Origin of the sequence: Verticiella alkaliphila, from assembly GCF_018904615.1 — a bacterium.
Lineage (GTDB): Bacteria > Pseudomonadota > Gammaproteobacteria > Burkholderiales > Burkholderiaceae_B > Verticiella > Verticiella alkaliphila.
Genome location: NZ_JADCNH010000001.1, coordinates 66,999 through 83,940 on the forward strand (window position 1 = coordinate 66,999; position 16,942 = coordinate 83,940).

Consider the following 16,942-nt stretch of genomic DNA (forward strand, 5'->3'; position numbering starts at 1 on the left):
GACCGTCGATGAAACACGCCATCCCCTGTGTCCTGATGCGCGCAGGCACGTCCCGAGGCCCGTTCTTCCTGAAGGACTGGCTGCCCGATGATGAGACCGCCCGTGACCAGGTCCTCATCGGGGCCATCGGTGCCTCGGACCCTCTGCAGCTGGATGGGCTGGGGGGCGGCAGCACCCTCAACAGCAAAGTGGCGATCGTGTCGCGGTCCCGCCATGCCGATTGCGATCTGGACTATCTCTTCGCACAGGTCGGCGTGGGACACCGCTCGGTGGACACCCGCCCGAATTGCGGCAACATGCTGGCGGGCGTGGCGCCCTTTGCGATCGAACAAGGGCTCATCCCGGCAACCGACGGCACCACCACCGTGCGGATCTTCAACGTGAACACCGGCGCCAAGATCGACGCCACGGTGCGCACGCCGCACGGCAAGGTGACGTACGAAGGCGACGCTCGCATCGACGGTGTCGCCGGGACGGCCGCCCCCATCCTGCTGAACTTCCTCGACGCCTGGGGCGCGGTGACGGGCAGCGTCTTTCCGACGGGCCAGCGGATCGACGCCGTCGACGGCGTCGAACTGACCTGCATCGACGCTGCCATGCCGCTCATGATCGTGCGCGCGAGCGATCTGGGCGTCTCCGGCCGCGAGCGGCCTGCCGAGCTCGATGCCAACGCAGATCTCCTGGCGCGCCTGGAAACGCTGCGGCTGCAGGCCGGCCGCATGATGGGGCTGGGCGACGTCACCGGCAGCGTGATTCCCAAGCCCGTACTCGTGAGTGAAGGTGACTCGGCAGACAGCATCACCTCGCGCTACTTCACCCCGCACAAGTGTCATGCATCGCACGCCGTGACCGGCGCGATCGGGGTGGCGACGGCATTCTGCCTGCCCGGCACCGTGGCGAGCGGGCTCATGCGCACGCCCGGTCAGCACGACGTGCGCGTGCTGCACCCGGCAGGTCAGATCGACATTGCCGTCGCGCTGGAATGTCAGGACGAAGGTGTCGTCGTCACGCGTGCCGCCCTGGTGCGCACGGCACGCCGGATCATGCAAGGCCTGCTGCAACTGCCGCCCTACGTGTTCCCCAGCGACGCCGATGACGCCGACCCGCCGCGGCGCGCGGCTGCCCGACCCTTGCACATCATCGTGCCCACCAGCGCCGGCGGCGGCAACGACACCATCGCGCGCACCCTGGTGAGCAAGCTGGAACCCCTGCTGGACCGCCGCATCGCCGTGGACAACCGCGCTGGCGCCAATGGCAGCGTAGCCTGCGACTACGTACGGGCGGCCAAGCCCGATGGGGACACCCTGCTCTTTGGCTACATCGCAACCCACGGCATCAATCCCGCTCTGCAGGCGCTGAACTACGACCCCGTGGCGGACTTCTCGCCCATCGGACTGATCGGGTTCTCACCCACGCTGCTGGTCGTCCCGACCGCGCTGCCGATCACGGATGTTGCCGGCCTGATCCAACTGCTGCGCCAATCGGATGCCCAATTCTCCTACGCCTCTGCTGGCGTGGGCACCGTGCCGCACCTGGCCGCCGAGCTCTTTCAGCTGCAGACGGGCACGTCGCTACGCCGCACGGAATTCTCGGGGGCGGGCCCGGCCATCCTCGATGTGGCGAGCGGTGCGACCCACATCATGTTTCCCAGTCTCTTCACCGCCCTGCCCCACCTGAAGAGCCATCGGCTGCGCGCCCTGGGCGTGGCCGGCCCCGAGCGGCTCGCCGCCTGCCCCGATGTACCGACCTTCCAGGAGCTTGGCCTTTCGGCGCTGTCGATGACGCAGTGGTACGCCCTTTTTGCACCGGCCAAGACGCCGTACGCGGTCACGCGCCGCCTCAACGCCGCACTCAATGCCGTGCTGGCCGATCCCGACGTGGTGGCCCGGCTGGCGCAGGATGGCGCCACCGTGCAGACTTCCACCCCGGGCGAACTGCACGATCTGCTGCTGCGCGAAGGCGAAACCTGGCAGGACGTCGTCAGCCGGACGGGCTTGCGGCTGAGCATGCCCGTCGAGTGAGCATCGAGCGCCCATGACAAAAGGCCGAATCCCGTGAAGGATTCGGCCCTTTTACCCGCGTCGTTCCAGACGCCCGCCGCGAAGGCGGGCAGTCGGATACTTACAGGGGGGTGATCTTCGTGGCTTGCGGGCCCTTGGGACCATTGCCGGCGGTGAAGCTCACGCGCTGGTTTTCTTCCAGCGAGCGGTAGCCCGAGCCTTGAATTTCGGAGAAGTGCGCGAACAGGTCCTTGCCACCGTTGTCAGGAACGATGAAGCCGAAGCCCTTTTCGGAGTTGAACCACTTGACGATACCGGTTTCCATGAGAATCCTTGATAAGTAAAAGCGGACAGATGTCCAGGACAGACAATCAAGGTGGGACATGGACAGCAATGACGCACCCCGGAAGGTGCACCCGTTCGCGAGCGGACAGCCGAACAGATCACGACACTTGAAGAATCTGGCGACACTATACGCGGGAATGCGAACTTTCCCAAACGAGATTTGCAACGCTTTCCCAAACGAGATTTGCAACGGGTTTGCACGCGCTGCGCGCCTTGCCGTCCTAGGGCGCTGACGCCTCGGCCCGGCAGCCTTGCGCGCAGCATGCGCGCCACGCAAAAAGCATGGCACGTCAGAGCCATAGGCGAGGCAGACAGGCAAGCCTACAGTGGCTCCATCGGCTCAGCGATGGGTCACATAGAAAGGAAGCACGCCATGTCCGATTCGATCCCTGCGGTCCAGCAAGCGAACCCGGTGCTGAGCGACGATGCGCTGACGGCAGCCTCCGGGGGTCTAAGCTGGGCAGATGTGGGCGACTTTTACGTGACGGGCGCAAAGATGAGCATGCGCACCCCCCTTTGGCTGACCGGATCCTCGGACACTTCGGTCGTGAACGAACTCTTCGATCCCCTGTATCCGACGCGAATGGCTTCTTGAGGACGTGAACGACCCAGGTATGGCAGCGCACCGCGTCGGTTCTGTATATGCACGTCATCGCCGGGACGTGATCGCGCTGGCAACGCTGCCTGCACAACGTCGGGGAGCACGACGCAGGACAACAAAAAACCCGCGCACTCAACGAGTGACGCGGGTTTTTGGCAACGTCTTACGACGTTGGCAGGCATCCTTTGGTAGGCGGTATAGGAATCGAACCTACGACCTCCACGATGTCAACGTGGCGCTCTAACCAACTGAGCTAACCGCCTGCAACCGAGAACGAAATATTAACCTCTTCTTTTGGACGTGTCAACACCCTACGAAATATGCAACGCTTTGCAAGGCAACGCATCCACGGGGCCGCGAATTGCGTAACTGTCGAGGTGGGGAGCAACGCCGTGTTCGGTGGGCTCGTCGCGTATTACGCATTCCCCCCTTGTGTATGACTTTAGAGAGGATGTCGCCATGAAGAAAACTGCCATGCTGATTGCCAGCGCTGCCGCTTTGGTTTCCGGGATCTCGGCCGCAAGTGCCGCCGAGCTCTGGGCCCTGACCGCCGACAACCAGTTGGTGAAGTTTGATACCGACGCCAAGAAGACCACCGGCACCTGGAAGGTCAAGGGTACCGACACGACTCTGCGCGGCATGGACATCCGTCCCGCCAACGGCCAGCTCTATGCGCTGGGCGAGGACAACGTCCTCTATACGATCGATCCCGCCACGGCGACGGCCAAGCCGGGCGCCAAGCTGAGCGAGGCGCTGCCGGGTACGGGCTGGGCGCTGGCAAGCTTCAACCCGGTCGCGGATCGCTTCCGCCTGATCGCGGCTGACGGCACGAACTTCCGCGTGAACGTGGAATCCGGTGAAGTCGTGAAGGACAAGACGCTGTCGTACGCCCCGGACAGCGAGTGGAAGGACAAGACCCCCAAGGTGGTGGCGGGCGCCTACACGAACTCGTACGCCGGCACGAAGGCCACGCAGCTGCTGAACGTGGACGCCAACAGCGGCGCCCTGCTCCTGCAGGATCCCCCCAATGACGGCATCCTGAAGACGCGCGGCAAGATCAAGGATGGCATCACGAGCGCCGCCTTCGACATCTGGTCCGATGGCAAGGGCGGCAACACGGCCTTCCTGCTGACCGGCGGCGAACTCCACACGGTGGATCTGGAAACCGGCAAACCCACCTCGGTCGGCAAGATCGAAGGCATGCCGTCCAACGTGATCGACATCGCCGTGCCGCGCATGAAGGCCCAGTAAGCCTCTACATCCCGACGGATCCGGCGATCCATGACAACGAGGCCCCGCGGGGCCTCGTTGTCATTTCTACCGGCAAGACCGCACGCAGCGTGCCTAGGAGGATGTCGTCGTGTCGTCGTTCTCGCCCGCGAAATCACCCGTGCCGAGCGTAATCACGTCATTGACGGGGGTATTCGCGCTTTGCGCGGCAGCGGCAAGGATTTCTGTCTTGCCGCGACGGAACGCTTCGAGAAGATCCTCGTCGCGCCGGCTCGCTGCACCGAAATGTTCGACCAGCACGTCGGCGGACACCTCGAACGTCTGATTCAGTCTGCCCCCCATCAGCGCCGTGAACTGCACGACGCCATTGATGACGACGGGTGGCTTCTGTTTGACGATTTCCGTGCTCATGCATCCTCCAAGATTGACGCGCCACGGGGGCGCGGAAGGCCCGGGGGCCATGCTGCCGGGCACAGCATGCGGTATTCCTGCGCCCGCCGCTAGCGGGCGAGCGCCGTCTGGATCAGGGGTGCGAGCGCCTCGCGCGCCGTCTCGGGCAGCGCCCGGGCGCGCATGGCGTCGCGCTGGATGGACACGAGCACCGTATCGGACGCCGCCACACAGGCATCGCGCGCAAAAAGCGCACATTGCACGGTAAACGAGGCCGTCCCCAGCCGCGAGATGCGTACGCCCGCGTGCCACTGGCGCGGCGGGCGCGGCAGGCTGAACACCGTCATCTCGACGCGGCCCACGACAAGCCCCATGCCTTCGGCCTGCAAGGCACGCGACAGGTCAGGCACGCCATCGCGCACGCCAAGAATACGGGCCGTCTCCATGTAGCGGGACAGCGCCACTTCGCCGGCGTGGCCATCCGCATCCATGTCGGCGAACCGCGACTGCAGGGACACACTCCAGGCAAAATCGCCGATCTCGGGCCGCGGCGCCATCGGGGTCGGCGATCCCGATCCCGCCAACGGCTGGCTCGCTGCCTGCAAGCTGTGCCGGATGGCGTCGGGCAACGCGATGGGCATACCATCGCACCACGCGGACAGCCGCGCATGCTGAGTGCCGAAGCACGTGCCGTGCTGGAAGAGGCCTGACGCCATGTCCCAGCCTTCCGAATCCACGCGAAGGCAGCGCACGCCGGCATCCACGGCGTCCGGGTAGTGCCCCTCCCCCAGGAAATCGGTGGCAAGCCAGCGGGGCCGCAGCCGCACGCCATCGGCACGCCAGGCATCTGGGGCCAGGGTGCGCATCAGCCAGCGCATGCGCGCTTCCAGATGCATCACGCCCACGGCCACGTTGTTCAGATGGCGCATCACGTCCACATCCGCGTAGCGCGGCGGGATGCTGGTGAGCTCGCCGTAGGTCTGCGCCGTGCGGCGCCAGGACTCTTCCCGCATCGTCTTCTCCGAATCGTCGCGTTGCGCTCGTGACCGATCACGGGCAACGGCTTTGGTCTGTCTCGCATGATACGGGATCGGCGCGCGGCGCCTGGCCGCGGCATGGCGGTTGCTTGGTACGGCGGGCGGCCGACGCCCACCCGACAGGAGGACGACCATGTGTGTTCGCATCACCCAATACGCCCCCGGCGCTCGTTATGCAGGCGCCCTGGGATGGCCCACCGACGCGCCGGACACCTGTCTGGAGCCAGTCGTGCCGGGCTACAATCTCGCGCCTGGCGCACTGGTGCGCATTGCCCATCGCTTGCCCGACGGGACCCCGCGCATGCAACGCATGCGCTGGGGGCACTCGACCGGGAAACGTCGCAAACCCGTGGTCGATGCCCGCGTCGAGAACGCGCTGACCGAACCGGCCTTCGAGCGGCTGTGGCAAGCTGGCCGTTGCGTCGTTCCCATCGATAGCTGGTACGAGTGGCAAGGCGAGAAGGACCGCGAGCTGCCGTTCCGGATCCACCTGCCGGATGATGCGCCCATGTTCATCGCAGCCATCGCGGACCTGGCCGACGATGGTGCCCCTGCCGCTGAGGGTGGTGTGATCTTCATCACCGCGCAGGCGGGCAACGGCCTGCTCACCGCGCGCGATCATCGCCCCGTCATCCTCGCTGCCGAGGATGCCGATGTGTGGATGCATCCGTCGACCACCGCCGAACAGGCGCGGTTGATCGCGATGGAGTTGCTGTTGCCGCCCCCGGCCTTTCAATGGCATCCGGTGACGGGTGACATCAAGGATCCTGCCTTCGACGACGCACGTGCGCTGGAACCTATGGAGGAAGACGCGGCCAGCTGAGCCGCGAGCAGGCCGCAACTTGTCGTGACGCGGATGACGACGTCACGGCACACACGTGGACCGGCGCTATCATGCAGGACCTCCTCCCCGGAACCTGTGTGCGCCCATGCGCCTGGACCTTCTCGCAACCATCGTCGGCCCGGCCACCCGTCTACCCTGCGGTATCTTTCTCTGCACGGCACACGGAGAACTGCTCGCGGCCAATCCGCGTTTTCTCGCTTGGCTTGGCGTTTCAACAGAAGATGCAGGGGCTGATACGCTCGTCGAGTGCACCCTTCCTGCACGGTGGGAACCCGGCGACAGCCGCACGCACCGACGTCAGACGTGGCTGCGGACGTTGCGCGACGACCAGGCGTTCAGCGGCGAATCGCACTACCGGCGACCAGACGGCAGCCTCATCACCCTGCATCAAAGCGTCGCGCCGGTGGGCGACGACAGTGGGCACTTCATCGGCGTCGCGCTGGATGCCTTCGCCGCGCCCGCGACGAACGAGAATGTCTGGTATGCGGCCCACCATGACGCCGCCACAGGCCTGCCCAATCAACAACTCTTGGAAGAACGCCTGGACCTGCGCCTGGCCGCCTTGCGCGCGCACCGCGGCACGCTCACGGCCTACGTCATCCACGTTCGTGACAGCGGGCGTCTGCGTCGTTCAGGCGGGGTGCCGGCCTGGGCGGCCGGGCTCCAGATCACCGCTGCGCGCCTGCGGCAGGTCGCCGGCACGCACGGCATGGCTGCGCGCCTGGGTGGTGGCGAATTCTTCCTGGCCCTGACCGGCGACGATCCTGCGGAGCCGGCGGCGTTGCTGACCGGACTGGGCGAGCCCATTCGTGTCGGCGATCAGGTCATCCGCCCGGAAGTCTGTATCGGCGTCTATCGACATGCCGCGCTCGACGATACGGCGGGCACCGACGTCGTGCACCGCGCAAGCATTGCCGCCGCGGATGCCCTGGCGGCTGGCGGCAGCGGCGTGCGCACCTATTCGCGGCGTCTGCAGGAGGCGCTGAGCGAGCGGTGGGAGCTCACCCGCGATCTGGCCCGCGCCGTCAGTGCGGGCCAATTGCACCTCGTTTTCCAGCCCGAGATCGATCTGCAAAGTGGTCGCATCGTCGCGGTCGAAACCCTGGTGCGCTGGCGCTGTCCGCGCCGAGGTCCGGTGAGCCCCGCAGTGTTCATTCCACTGGCAGAGGAAGCCGGGCTCATCGACGCGTTGGGCAGCTGGGTGCTGGATGCCGCCTGCCGCTTCGCGCGTCAGATGGACGTGCGCTACCGGGACGCTCCGCGCGTGGCCGTCAACGTGTCACCGCTACAACTGCGCTCGGGCGATTTCGCAGCGGAGGTCGCGGACGTCCTGGCACGCACCGGCCTCGATCCCGCCCAGCTGGAGCTCGAGATCACCGAAGGGGTGCTGGTGGACGACAGCGTCGATGCCGGCGCGATCTTCGAGCGGCTCATCGGCTTGGGCACGAGTCTGGCCATCGACGATTTCGGCACCGGCTATTCGTCCCTGTCCTATCTCGCGCGCTTTCCGGTGGCCCGGCTCAAGATCGATCGCGCCTTCGTGAAGGATCTGCCGGACGACACCCGCGCACTCGCCATCGTGCGCGCCATCCTCGGCCTCGCCCACGGCCTGGGCATGCACGTCACCGCCGAGGGCATCGAGACGGACGAGCAGGCGCAGTTACTGCGCGAGCTGGGCTGCGAACTCGGCCAGGGTTTCGGGCTCATGAAGCCTCTGGCACCGGAGGGCATTCGCGCCCTGCTCACGCCACGCTACGGAGCGTGAGCAGGGCGGGCGCTCACTGCCCGAGCGCCACCGATGTGCCGAGCGGCGTCTCGGCGCGATCCCGCACCAGCGCCAGCACCACGCGATGGAAGTCATGCAGGGTGCGATCCGCCCAGAATTTGCCGTAGCCGTTGACACGAGTACTGATGCGGTACGTGGTACGCAGCGTGAGCTGCGTGCGCCCGTCGTCCAGCGCGAGCAGCTCGTAGCGGCCATTCTCGACGTTGAAGTACCGGTCGCCGATCACGACGTGGGTGTCGAGCCGACGCAGTGCCTCACGCGCCGGCGACACGTCCACATCGTAGGCCAGCAGCTTGCCGGGCTGCCAGCTCGTGATGCGTTCGCGAAAGTGCACGCCGTCGTCCCAGTACAGATCCCGCACGGCCCCCACCCCGCTGCCCGTCATCAGGGCCGCGCGCGGTTTGGGCAGGCCGATCGCGTGAGAGAAGCTGCGCTCGAGCTCCTCGTCGCGGATGTCCGGCACCTGAAGAAGCGTGCGCCAGACGTCATCGGCCGAGGCCGCCACCACGATGCGATCCGAAATCGTCACGATCTCCTGCTTGACCGGGACCAGGGAAGGCTCGAGCGGGCCGAGTAACAGCGGGAGCATCACGACCGAGGCCAGCGTGGTGCCTCGCGCGCGCCGGCTGCGCCAGCGCGTGAGGATGAAGCCGGCGGTGACCCCACCCGCGCTGGCCAGGGCCATGGCCGGCGGCGCAAGCATGATGAGGCAGATCACGGTCTCGATTGCGATGGCGGCCAGCACCACGTACAGAATCATCACCGTCGCCCAGGGCGCCAGGATCCGGTAGCTCACGGTGGCCTGCTGAGACGGCGTGCTCAGGCACAGCGTGGCAGCGCCCATGAAGAAGGGCATGCCGAAGATGCCCATGCCGGACACGAATTCGTGTGCGAGCGGCGTGAGACCGGCGAACACCGCGTAGAGCAGCAACGCCACGCCCACGCCGAGCGGCACGCCCGCCGCCATCGCACCGAACGTGCGTGCGCCGGGACGCCGCCACCATGCCTGCCGCTCGACTCCTGTCATCGCTCCTGCACCTCATGCCGCCATCACGGCGCGAGCCATGATGATAGCGCTGCTGCGGGCATACCCCGTGGCGCTACCGTGCCACGACCGCGGCAGCGCTGGCAGCGAGGCTTTACTCGATGCTGACCTTCGCGCGTTCCACGATCGAGGCCCAGCCCTTGGCGTCCCGGGTCATGACGTCATTCATCTGCCCTGGCGTGGTGCCCCCTGCGCGCAGGCTCAGGGCCTTGAGCTTCTCGGCGAACTCGGGCGTCTTGATGATCTTGTTGATCTCGGCCGAGAGTTTCTCGACGATGGGCTGCGGCGTGCCCTTGGGCACGAAAGTGGCGAACCAGCCATTGGCGTCGAAGCCTTCGTAGCCGAGCTCCTTGAGCGTGGGGGCATCGGGCGCCACCGACACACGGCTGCCACCGGTGACGGCCAGCACGCGCACCTTGCCGGAATTCAGGTGCGGGCTCGCGGAGGTCACGTCGACGAAAGCCGCATCGAGCTGCCCGCCCATGAGATCGACGACTTCGGGCGCGGCGCCCTTATACGGCACGTGGATGGCCTGGATGCCCCCCAGCAGCTTGAGCAGCTCCACGTGCAGGTGCGACGAGGTGCCTGTGCCATACGAGCCGATCGACAGACGTCCCGGCTCAGCCTTGGCCTTGGCCATGAGCTGCTCGACGCTCTGGATCGGCGAGCTCGCCGGCACCATCAGCAGGTCAGACGAATAGGCCAGCACCGACACGGGCTGGAAATCCTTGAAGACGTCGTACGGCAGATTCTTGTAGAGCGGGATCTGCTGGATGAGCGACGTGATGCTGACCATGACGGTGTAGCCGTCCGGCGCTGCCCGCGCGACCTGCCCCGCCCCGATCTGTCCCGAGGCACCCGCCACGTTGTCGACGATGACGTTCTGGCCCCAGGCATCCTGCAGGCCCTTGCCCACCAGGCGCGCCATGGTGTCCGTGCCGCCGCCTGCCGGGAACGGCACGACGATGCGGATGGGCTTGTCAGGATAGTTGCCGGCATCGGCCGCCACGGCCGGCATGGCGAATGTACTGACAATACCAAACGCGGCGCAGGCGCCCAGGGCACGCAGGCTCAGGTTGAAACGGGTGTACATGCTGTCTCCTTCCTCCAGGCTGCGCCGGCGGATGCCGGCGCTTCGCAAGGCGGGGCCGCCAATCGTGTGTCGGCGTACCGGCGCAATGCGCAAATTGGTGCTTCCCCGCCTCAAGGACGGGCGGGCGTGTCAGACCCGGACGTGGCGCCGGCGTTCGCCGCCCAGCCACTGATTCACGTGGGGCTCTCGTTCCAGGTGCCAGGCGCGCGCGAAGACCGCGCGCATCTCGTCTTCCGACGCGCTGTCGCTGTAGCGCGCCAGCGCGATCGCCTTGGCCTCGATCTCCTCACGGCTGAGGGTGTTGTCCGGGTCGCCCTTGGGCACGTCCACGCGCGCCTCGAGCGTGCGGCCGTCGCGCGTGCGTACGGTGACCCGCCCGATCCACTGGCGGGGATAGGCCGCATCGATCTCGGCATCGAGCACCATGACCACGCGCTCGCGGAAATCCGAGACGCGGGCATCCGTCAGACCGTGCGCATCGAACTCGGTGAGGCCAGCGTGACCATGCACAGCGACCAGGCCGAGCACGGTGCCCATGGAGAACTTGGCTTGATGGACCGTCTGTGGCGACACCACCGGGCCCAGCACGTCGATGGCGCCTTGGTGCACGTGGGCCGTCACGGCCTCGACGTCGGCCGCCGCCAGGCTCTCACGGGCCATCAACACCTTCAACGCGTCGGCAGCGGGGTGCGTATGGCGGCACGAAGCGAAGTACTTGAAGGACGTCTCGGCTGTGGCCCAGCGCGTGCCCAGGCCGTCGGTGAGACGGCTCGGATCCGCGTCTGTGGACATGCCGGCCGCCAGGCCTTGCGGGCCGCACAGGATGTCGCGCGCACCCGTGAAGCCGTCGCGTGCGAGCCAGGCCGCCATCATGCCGTCGGACGCAGCCTTGGCCGTGTGCAGCTGCTTGGAATCGGCGGCGTCGCGCAGGAATTCCCACAGACCGGCGGCCTGCGTCCCCGCCGAGCCCAGCGCCTGGGCCATGCGCTCGGCATCGAACTTCCAGAGCTTGCCGATCGCCACGGCCACGGCAAGCGTGCCCACGGTCGCTGTCGTGTGGAAGATCTTGTAGTGGGAACGACCCAGGAATTCGCCGATCCGGATCCCGGCCTCGTAGCCGGCGATCGAGGCCGTGAGCACAGCCGCCCCGTCATGGCCCTCGGCCTGCGCCACGGCCAGCACCGCCGGGAAGATCACGGCCGCAGGGTGAAACACCGAACCGTTGTGCACGTCGTCCTGCTCGACGACGTGGGACGCCGCAGCGTTCACCATGGCCGCGAAGTACGGCGTCGTGTAGCGGCGGCTGCCGAGGATCTGCGATGGCCCGTGCTCGGGCCCCTGGGCCAGCGCGAAGCGCTCGATGCTGGCCACCGGCTTGGTTCCCTTGCCGGCCAAAGCCGAGCCGAACCAGTCGACGAACAAGTCCTTGGTGCGCTCCACGACGGGCGCGGGCACGTCAGACAGCTGGAACTCGGCGAGAAATCGGCACAGGGCCTGGGTGGGGGAATCGCTCACGGGGTCTCCAGCCGGATCAGAACGAACGGGGCATGCCGAGCACGTGCTCGGACACGTACGACAGGATGAGGTTGGTGGAGATCGGCGCCACTTGGTAGAGACGGGTCTCGCGGAACTTGCGCTCGATGTCGTATTCGGCAGCAAAGCCAAAGCCACCGTGCGTCTGCAGACATGCGTTGGCGGCTTCCCAGGACGCGTCGGCCGCGAGCAGCTTGGCCATGTTCGCCTGCGCGCCGCACGCCTCTCCGGCGTCGAAGAGCTCCGCGGCTTTCATGCGCATGAGGCTCGCCGCCTCGACGTTGATGAATGCCTTGGCGATCGGGAACTGCACGCCCTGGTTCTGGCCGATGGGGCGATCGAACACACGGCGTTCGCTCGCATACTGGCGCGCGCGCTCGGTGAACCAGTAGCCGTCGCCGACGCACTCGGCGGCGATCAGGATGCGCTCAGCGTTGAGCCCGTCCAGGATGTACTTCAAGCCTTTGCCTTCCTCGCCGATCAGGTTGGCGGCGGGGATCTCGAGGTTGTCGAAGAAGAGCTCGTTGGTCTCGTGATTGACCATGTTGCGGATCGGGCGCACCGTCAGGCCGTGGCCGATGGCTTCGCGCAGGTCCACGATGAAGACCGACAGGCCCTCAGACTTGCGCTTGACCTCCGACAGCGGCGTGGTGCGAGCCAGCAGCAGCATGAGATCGGAGTGCTGCACGCGCGAGATCCACACCTTCTGGCCGTTGACGACGTACTTGTCGCCGCGACGCTCAGCCGTGGTCTTCAACTTGGTGGTGTCGGTGCCGGTCGTGGGCTCGGTCACGGCCATGGACTGCATGCGCAGTTCACCCGAGGCGATGCCGGGCAGGTAGCGCTGCTTCTGCTCATCCGAGCCGTGGCGCAGCAGGCAGCCCATGATGTACATCTGGCCATGGCACGCACCGGAATTGCCGCCGTTGCGATTGATCTCTTCCATGATCACCGAGGCCGCCACCAGGGGCAGGCCCGCGCCGCCGTAGGTTTCCGGAATCAGGGCCGAGAGCCACCCCGCCGAGGTCAGCGCATTGACGAAGGCCTCGGGGAAGGCGTTCTGCTCCTCGATCTCCTGCCAGTAGGCCGAGTCGAAGCCCCCGCAGAGGTCGCGCAGGGCGGCGCGGATATCGGGATACAGATGATCTTGGGTAGGCGTCATGGCAGCGCAATGCAGGCGGGTGAATGAGACGTGGCCATTATGGCCCGCGCACCTGCCCTGCCCTGTTCACTTTTGCCGAAGAGAGGATTAGCCGATTTGGAAAGCCGGCGCCCTACTTCACGCGCCGTTGTGCGCGCTGACGCGTGGCCGCCTGCACCAGATGCTGGATGAAGTCCTGCGCGAAGCGTGGCAGGTCGCCGCCGGGGCGCCGGCACAGCCGGATCTCGCGCAAGGCCCAGTCGTCTTCCAGCCGGATGATGCGCAAGGCCTTCTGGTTGGAGTAGCGCTGCGCGCACGTGACGGGCACGATGGCGATGCCGGCGTTGGCCTCGACCATGCGGCACACCGCATCGAAACTGCCGACCTGGATGCGCAGGCTGATGCGTTTGCCGATGCCGTGGGCGATGTGATCCAGGAAGGACTGAATCGCGCTCGCCTGGCTGATGCCCACGAAACGGTAGTTGTCCAGCAGGTCCGCGAAACGGATGCGCTTGAACTCGTGCATGGGGTGATTCACCGAGGCGATCACGACGAGCTCGTCGGTATAGAGTGGCATCACCTCCAGGCCTTCGGTGGCGACGTTGCCGGCCACGATCCCCAGATCCGCGCTGCCCGAGCTCAGCATGGACACGATGTCGCGCGACAGGCGCTCCTCGAGCTCCACGTCCACCTTGGCGTGCTCAGCCAGAAAGCTCGACAGTGCCTCGGGCAGGAAGGAATTCGTCGACGTGGTGTTGGCCAGCACCCGCAAACGCCCCTTGACGCCGCTTGCATACGGCGAGAGATCGGCATGCATGCACTCCAGGCGATGGAACACCTCGCGCGCATGCGTGAGCAGGGATTCGCCTGCCGGGGTGAGACTCACCCCCTTGACCTGGCGAATGAGCAGCGGGGTCTGGAAGGCGTCCTCCATCTGCTTGATGCGCGTGCTCGCCGCCGGCAGCGACAGAAAGCTCTTCTCCGCGGCCCGCGTGAGATTCAACGTGTCGCCCACGTTCAGAAAGAGACGGAGATCCGTCAGGTCATACCGCATGTTTCACCGCGCCAAAGCATCCCTTCACCAAACCGGACTTCCCGGGCCTGCCGAGGAAATCTATCATGTTTCGCTTGGCCGGCCTGCGGCCCCTCCTACAATGGCGGCGCTTCGCGCCGCGCCGCGGTCGCTCCCCCAGGATTCTCGATGGCTCCCCAGAACGCCCACATTGCCGACCCGATTGACTACTTTGGCATTTCCGTGCCGTTCATGCAGTATCTCGGCCTGCAGCCCGAGGTGATCGACGAGGACTACAGCCGCACGCGGCTCACCCTGCGCCCCGAGCTCACGAACAGTCGTGGCGACATGCACGGCGGCACGGTGATGTCGGTCTTCGATTTCACGCTGAGCGCGGCCGCGCGCTCGCACGCCCCCCACACCACGGGTGTGATGACGATCGAGATGTCCACGCACTTCATGGACGCCGTCACCGGCGACGTCGTGATCGAGGCGCGGTGCCTGCGCCGTGGTCGCTCCATCGCCTTCTGCGAGGGCACCATCCGCCGCGCGGACGATACTCGCGTGCTCGCCGTGGCCCGTGCCACGTTCAAACTGATCGCGCGCAAGACGGACTGACAGAACAATTCGGCCGCCCCGGCACGTGTCGAGGCGGCCTTCCCGACCCACTGAGGACACAGGAGATAGCAATGAGTGGCATGGTGCAAGGCAAGGTAGTGATCGTGACGGGCGCAGGCGGCGGCATTGGCCGCGGCGTGGCCCTGGGCATGGCGGCCGCGGGCGCCAAGGTCATCGTCAATGACCTGGGCGTGGGCCTGGACGGCAAGGGTGGCGATCAAGGCCCCGCCCAGCGCGTGGTCGACGAGATCCGCGCCGCGGGCGGCGAAGCCGTGGCCAATACCGACAGCGTGGCCGGTGCCGCGAGCGCCAACCAGATCGTGCAATGCGCCCTGGACACGTTCGGCCGCATCGACGCCGTCGTGAACAACGCGGGCAATCTGCGCGACCGCATGTTCCACAAGATGAGCGAAGAGGAATGGAGCCAGGTGCTCGAAGTCCACCTCTTCGGCAGCTTTCACGTGAGCCGCGCTGCCGCCAACCACTTCCGTGACCAGGAAGCCGGCGCCTTCGTGCACATGACCTCCACCTCCGGCCTCATCGGCAACTTTGGCCAGGCCAACTACTCGGCGGCCAAGCTGGGCATCGTCGGGCTGTCCAAGTCCATCGCCCTGGACATGGCCCGCTACAATGTGCGCTCGAACTGCATCGCGCCCTTCGCCTGGAGCCGCATGACGAGCTCGATCCCCGCAGAGACGCCGGAGGAGAAGGCCCGCGTGCTGCGCCTGCAGAAGATGGAAGCCGGCAAGATCGCTCCGCTGGCGGTCTACCTGGCAAGCGACCAGGCCAAGGAAGTCAATGCCCAGATCTTCGCCGTGCGGGCCAACGAGATCATGCTGTTCTCGCAGCCGCGCCCGGTGCGCTCCGTGCACCAGAGCGAAGGCTGGACGCCGGAATCCGTGGCCGAAATTGCCATCCCCGCGATGCGCAACAGCTTCTTCCCCCTTGAACGCTCGGGCGACGTGATCGCCTGGGATCCCATCTGACCACTGCCATCCTATGACCGAACGCTCCAGCCCGCTCACCGGTACCCGCATCCTGGACCTCACCCGCGTCCTCGCGGGCCCCTGGTGCACCCAGACCTTGGCCGATCTCGGCGCCGAGGTGATCAAGATCGAGCGGCCTGGCGCGGGCGACGACACGCGCGGTTGGGGCCCGCCCTACCTGCGCGATGCCGAAGGCCGCGAGACGTCCGAGGCGGCGTATTACCTCAGCACCAATCGCAACAAGAGCTCGGTCACGCTGGACATCGCCACGCCGGAAGGCGCTGCGGCCGTGCGTGAGCTCGTCAAGCAGTGCGACGTTCTCGTCGAGAACTTCAAGGTCGGCGGGCTTGCCCGCTACGGCCTGGATTACGCCTCGGTGCGCGAACTCAATCCGCGCCTGATCTACTGCTCGATCACCGGCTTCGGCCAGACCGGCCCCTACGCCAAGCGTCCGGGCTACGACTTCATGATCCAGGGCATGGGCGGCCTGATGAGCATCACGGGCGAACGTGACGGCCTGCCCGGTGCCGGCCCCCAGAAGGCCGGCGTGGCCGTGACGGATCTCTTCACCGGCATGTATGCCACCGTGGGCATCCTGGCCGCGCTGCAGGAACGCCAGCGCAGCGGACTGGGCCAACACATCGACCTGGCCCTGCTCGATACCCACGTGGCCATGCTGGCCAACCAGAACCTGAACTACATGACGTCCGGCGTGGCCCCACAACGCGCGGGCAACGCCCACCAGAACGTCGTGCCCTACCAGGTGTTCCAGGCGGCCGACGGGCACCTCATCGTTGCCGTGGGCAACGACAGCCAGTTCCGCGCGTACGCCGCGGCCATCGGCCGCCCCGAGCTGGGCACCGATCCGGATTACGCCACCAATCGCGCCCGGATCACCAACCGCGTCGCGCTGATCGAAATCCTCACCGGCATCATGCGCGAAGGCAAGCGTGACGACTGGCTCGCCAGGCTCGAGAGCGTCGGCGTGCCATGCGGTCCGATCAATACGCTGGACCAGGTGTTTGCCGACCCGCAGGTCAAGGCCCGCGAGATCTGGCGCACGGTGCCCCACCCCACCGCGGGTACCGCGCCCACCACGGCCAACCCGATCCGGTTCTCCGAGACCCCGGTGCAATACCGCAAGGCCCCGCCCCTGTTGGGCGCAGACACCCAGGACGTGCTCTCGCGCGTGCTGGGCTGGGATGACGCGCGCATCCAGGCCTTGATGGCGTCGCAGCAAGGCGGTACCTCGTCCGACGCCTGAGGCCCTTCGGGCCGCGT

General features: G+C 66.6%; 16 protein-coding genes and 1 tRNA gene. 8 read left to right on the forward strand and 9 right to left on the reverse strand.

Translation table 11 applies throughout. From position 1 onward, the window contains the following. Positions 1–8 precede the first annotated feature (8 nt). Positions 9–2,021, forward strand: coding sequence for a 4-oxalomesaconate tautomerase (locus tag IMZ29_RS00365; RefSeq protein WP_216179092.1), 2,013 nt, complete (start codon positions 9–11; stop codon positions 2,019–2,021). A gap of 100 nt (positions 2,022–2,121) precedes the next feature. On the opposite strand, the gene IMZ29_RS00370 is transcribed toward IMZ29_RS00365, so the two are convergent. Beyond that, positions 2,122–2,325, reverse strand: coding sequence for a cold-shock protein (locus IMZ29_RS00370; protein ID WP_216179094.1), 204 nt, complete (start codon positions 2,323–2,325; stop codon positions 2,122–2,124). Positions 2,326–2,718: 393 nt separating this feature from the next. Here IMZ29_RS00370 and IMZ29_RS00375 point away from each other — a divergent pair, with 393 nt between their 5' ends. Then, positions 2,719–2,940 (forward strand): hypothetical protein, encoded by a 222-nt coding sequence (locus tag IMZ29_RS00375; protein WP_216179096.1) that lies wholly within the window; start codon positions 2,719–2,721, stop codon positions 2,938–2,940. 192 nt (positions 2,941–3,132) lie between these two features. Here IMZ29_RS00375 and IMZ29_RS00380 read toward each other — a convergent pair. Beyond that, positions 3,133–3,209 (reverse strand) — tRNA-Val (locus IMZ29_RS00380). A gap of 196 nt (positions 3,210–3,405) precedes the next feature. Here IMZ29_RS00380 and IMZ29_RS00385 point away from each other — a divergent pair. Beyond that, entirely contained in the window at positions 3,406–4,197 is a 792-nt protein-coding gene (locus IMZ29_RS00385) for a DUF4394 domain-containing protein (protein ID WP_216179098.1), read from the forward strand. A 93-nt stretch (positions 4,198–4,290) separates the two neighbouring features. Here the strand turns inward: IMZ29_RS00385 and IMZ29_RS00390 are convergent, their stop codons facing one another. Both IMZ29_RS00390 and IMZ29_RS00395 read right to left on the reverse strand, forming a co-directional pair. Then, positions 4,291–4,587 carry a DUF1488 family protein gene (locus IMZ29_RS00390; protein ID WP_216179100.1) on the reverse strand — a complete coding sequence of 99 codons (297 nt, stop codon included), beginning with the start codon at positions 4,585–4,587 and terminating at the stop codon, positions 4,291–4,293. 89 nt (positions 4,588–4,676) lie between these two features. Further along, a complete protein-coding gene (locus tag IMZ29_RS00395) occupies positions 4,677–5,579 on the reverse strand; it encodes an acyl-CoA thioesterase (protein ID WP_216179103.1) in 903 nt (300 codons plus the stop codon). A 157-nt stretch (positions 5,580–5,736) separates the two neighbouring features. On the opposite strand from IMZ29_RS00395, the gene IMZ29_RS00400 reads away from it, so the two are divergent. After that, positions 5,737–6,426, forward strand: coding sequence for an SOS response-associated peptidase (locus IMZ29_RS00400; protein WP_216179105.1), 690 nt, complete (start codon positions 5,737–5,739; stop codon positions 6,424–6,426). 106 nt (positions 6,427–6,532) lie between these two features. Beyond that, on the forward strand, positions 6,533–8,212 hold the full coding sequence (locus tag IMZ29_RS00405) for a sensor domain-containing protein (protein WP_216179107.1): 1,680 nt from the start codon (positions 6,533–6,535) through the stop codon (positions 8,210–8,212). Positions 8,213–8,225: 13 nt separating this feature from the next. Here IMZ29_RS00405 and IMZ29_RS00410 read toward each other — a convergent pair whose 3' ends face one another. The 5 genes from IMZ29_RS00410 to IMZ29_RS00430 form a co-directional block, all read right to left on the reverse strand. After that, a complete protein-coding gene (locus tag IMZ29_RS00410; protein WP_216179109.1) occupies positions 8,226–9,260 on the reverse strand; it encodes an SRPBCC family protein in 1,035 nt (344 codons plus the stop codon). 112 nt (positions 9,261–9,372) lie between these two features. Continuing rightward, positions 9,373–10,371: a Bug family tripartite tricarboxylate transporter substrate binding protein gene (locus IMZ29_RS00415; protein ID WP_253206619.1), complete on the reverse strand. Its 999-nt coding sequence runs from the start codon at positions 10,369–10,371 to the stop codon at positions 9,373–9,375. Positions 10,372–10,500: 129 nt separating this feature from the next. Then, positions 10,501–11,886: an MmgE/PrpD family protein gene (locus tag IMZ29_RS00420; protein ID WP_216179111.1), complete on the reverse strand. Its 1,386-nt coding sequence runs from the start codon at positions 11,884–11,886 to the stop codon at positions 10,501–10,503. 16 nt (positions 11,887–11,902) lie between these two features. After that, complete coding sequence (locus IMZ29_RS00425; protein ID WP_216179113.1) at positions 11,903–13,066, reverse strand: acyl-CoA dehydrogenase family protein; 1,164 nt, start codon at positions 13,064–13,066, stop codon at positions 11,903–11,905. Positions 13,067–13,178: 112 nt separating this feature from the next. Further along, complete coding sequence (locus IMZ29_RS00430; protein ID WP_216179115.1) at positions 13,179–14,099, reverse strand: LysR family transcriptional regulator; 921 nt, start codon at positions 14,097–14,099, stop codon at positions 13,179–13,181. Positions 14,100–14,246: 147 nt separating this feature from the next. On the opposite strand from IMZ29_RS00430, the gene IMZ29_RS00435 reads away from it, so the two are divergent. The 3 genes from IMZ29_RS00435 (at position 14,247) to IMZ29_RS00445 (ending at position 16,925) form a co-directional block, all read left to right on the forward strand. Then, positions 14,247–14,675 (forward strand): PaaI family thioesterase, encoded by a 429-nt coding sequence (locus tag IMZ29_RS00435; protein WP_216179117.1) that lies wholly within the window; start codon positions 14,247–14,249, stop codon positions 14,673–14,675. A gap of 71 nt (positions 14,676–14,746) precedes the next feature. Further along, positions 14,747–15,661, forward strand: coding sequence for an SDR family NAD(P)-dependent oxidoreductase (locus tag IMZ29_RS00440; protein ID WP_216179119.1), 915 nt, complete (start codon positions 14,747–14,749; stop codon positions 15,659–15,661). Positions 15,662–15,674: 13 nt separating this feature from the next. Then, complete coding sequence (locus tag IMZ29_RS00445; protein WP_216179121.1) at positions 15,675–16,925, forward strand: CaiB/BaiF CoA transferase family protein; 1,251 nt, start codon at positions 15,675–15,677, stop codon at positions 16,923–16,925. Positions 16,926–16,942: the final 17 nt, after the last annotated feature.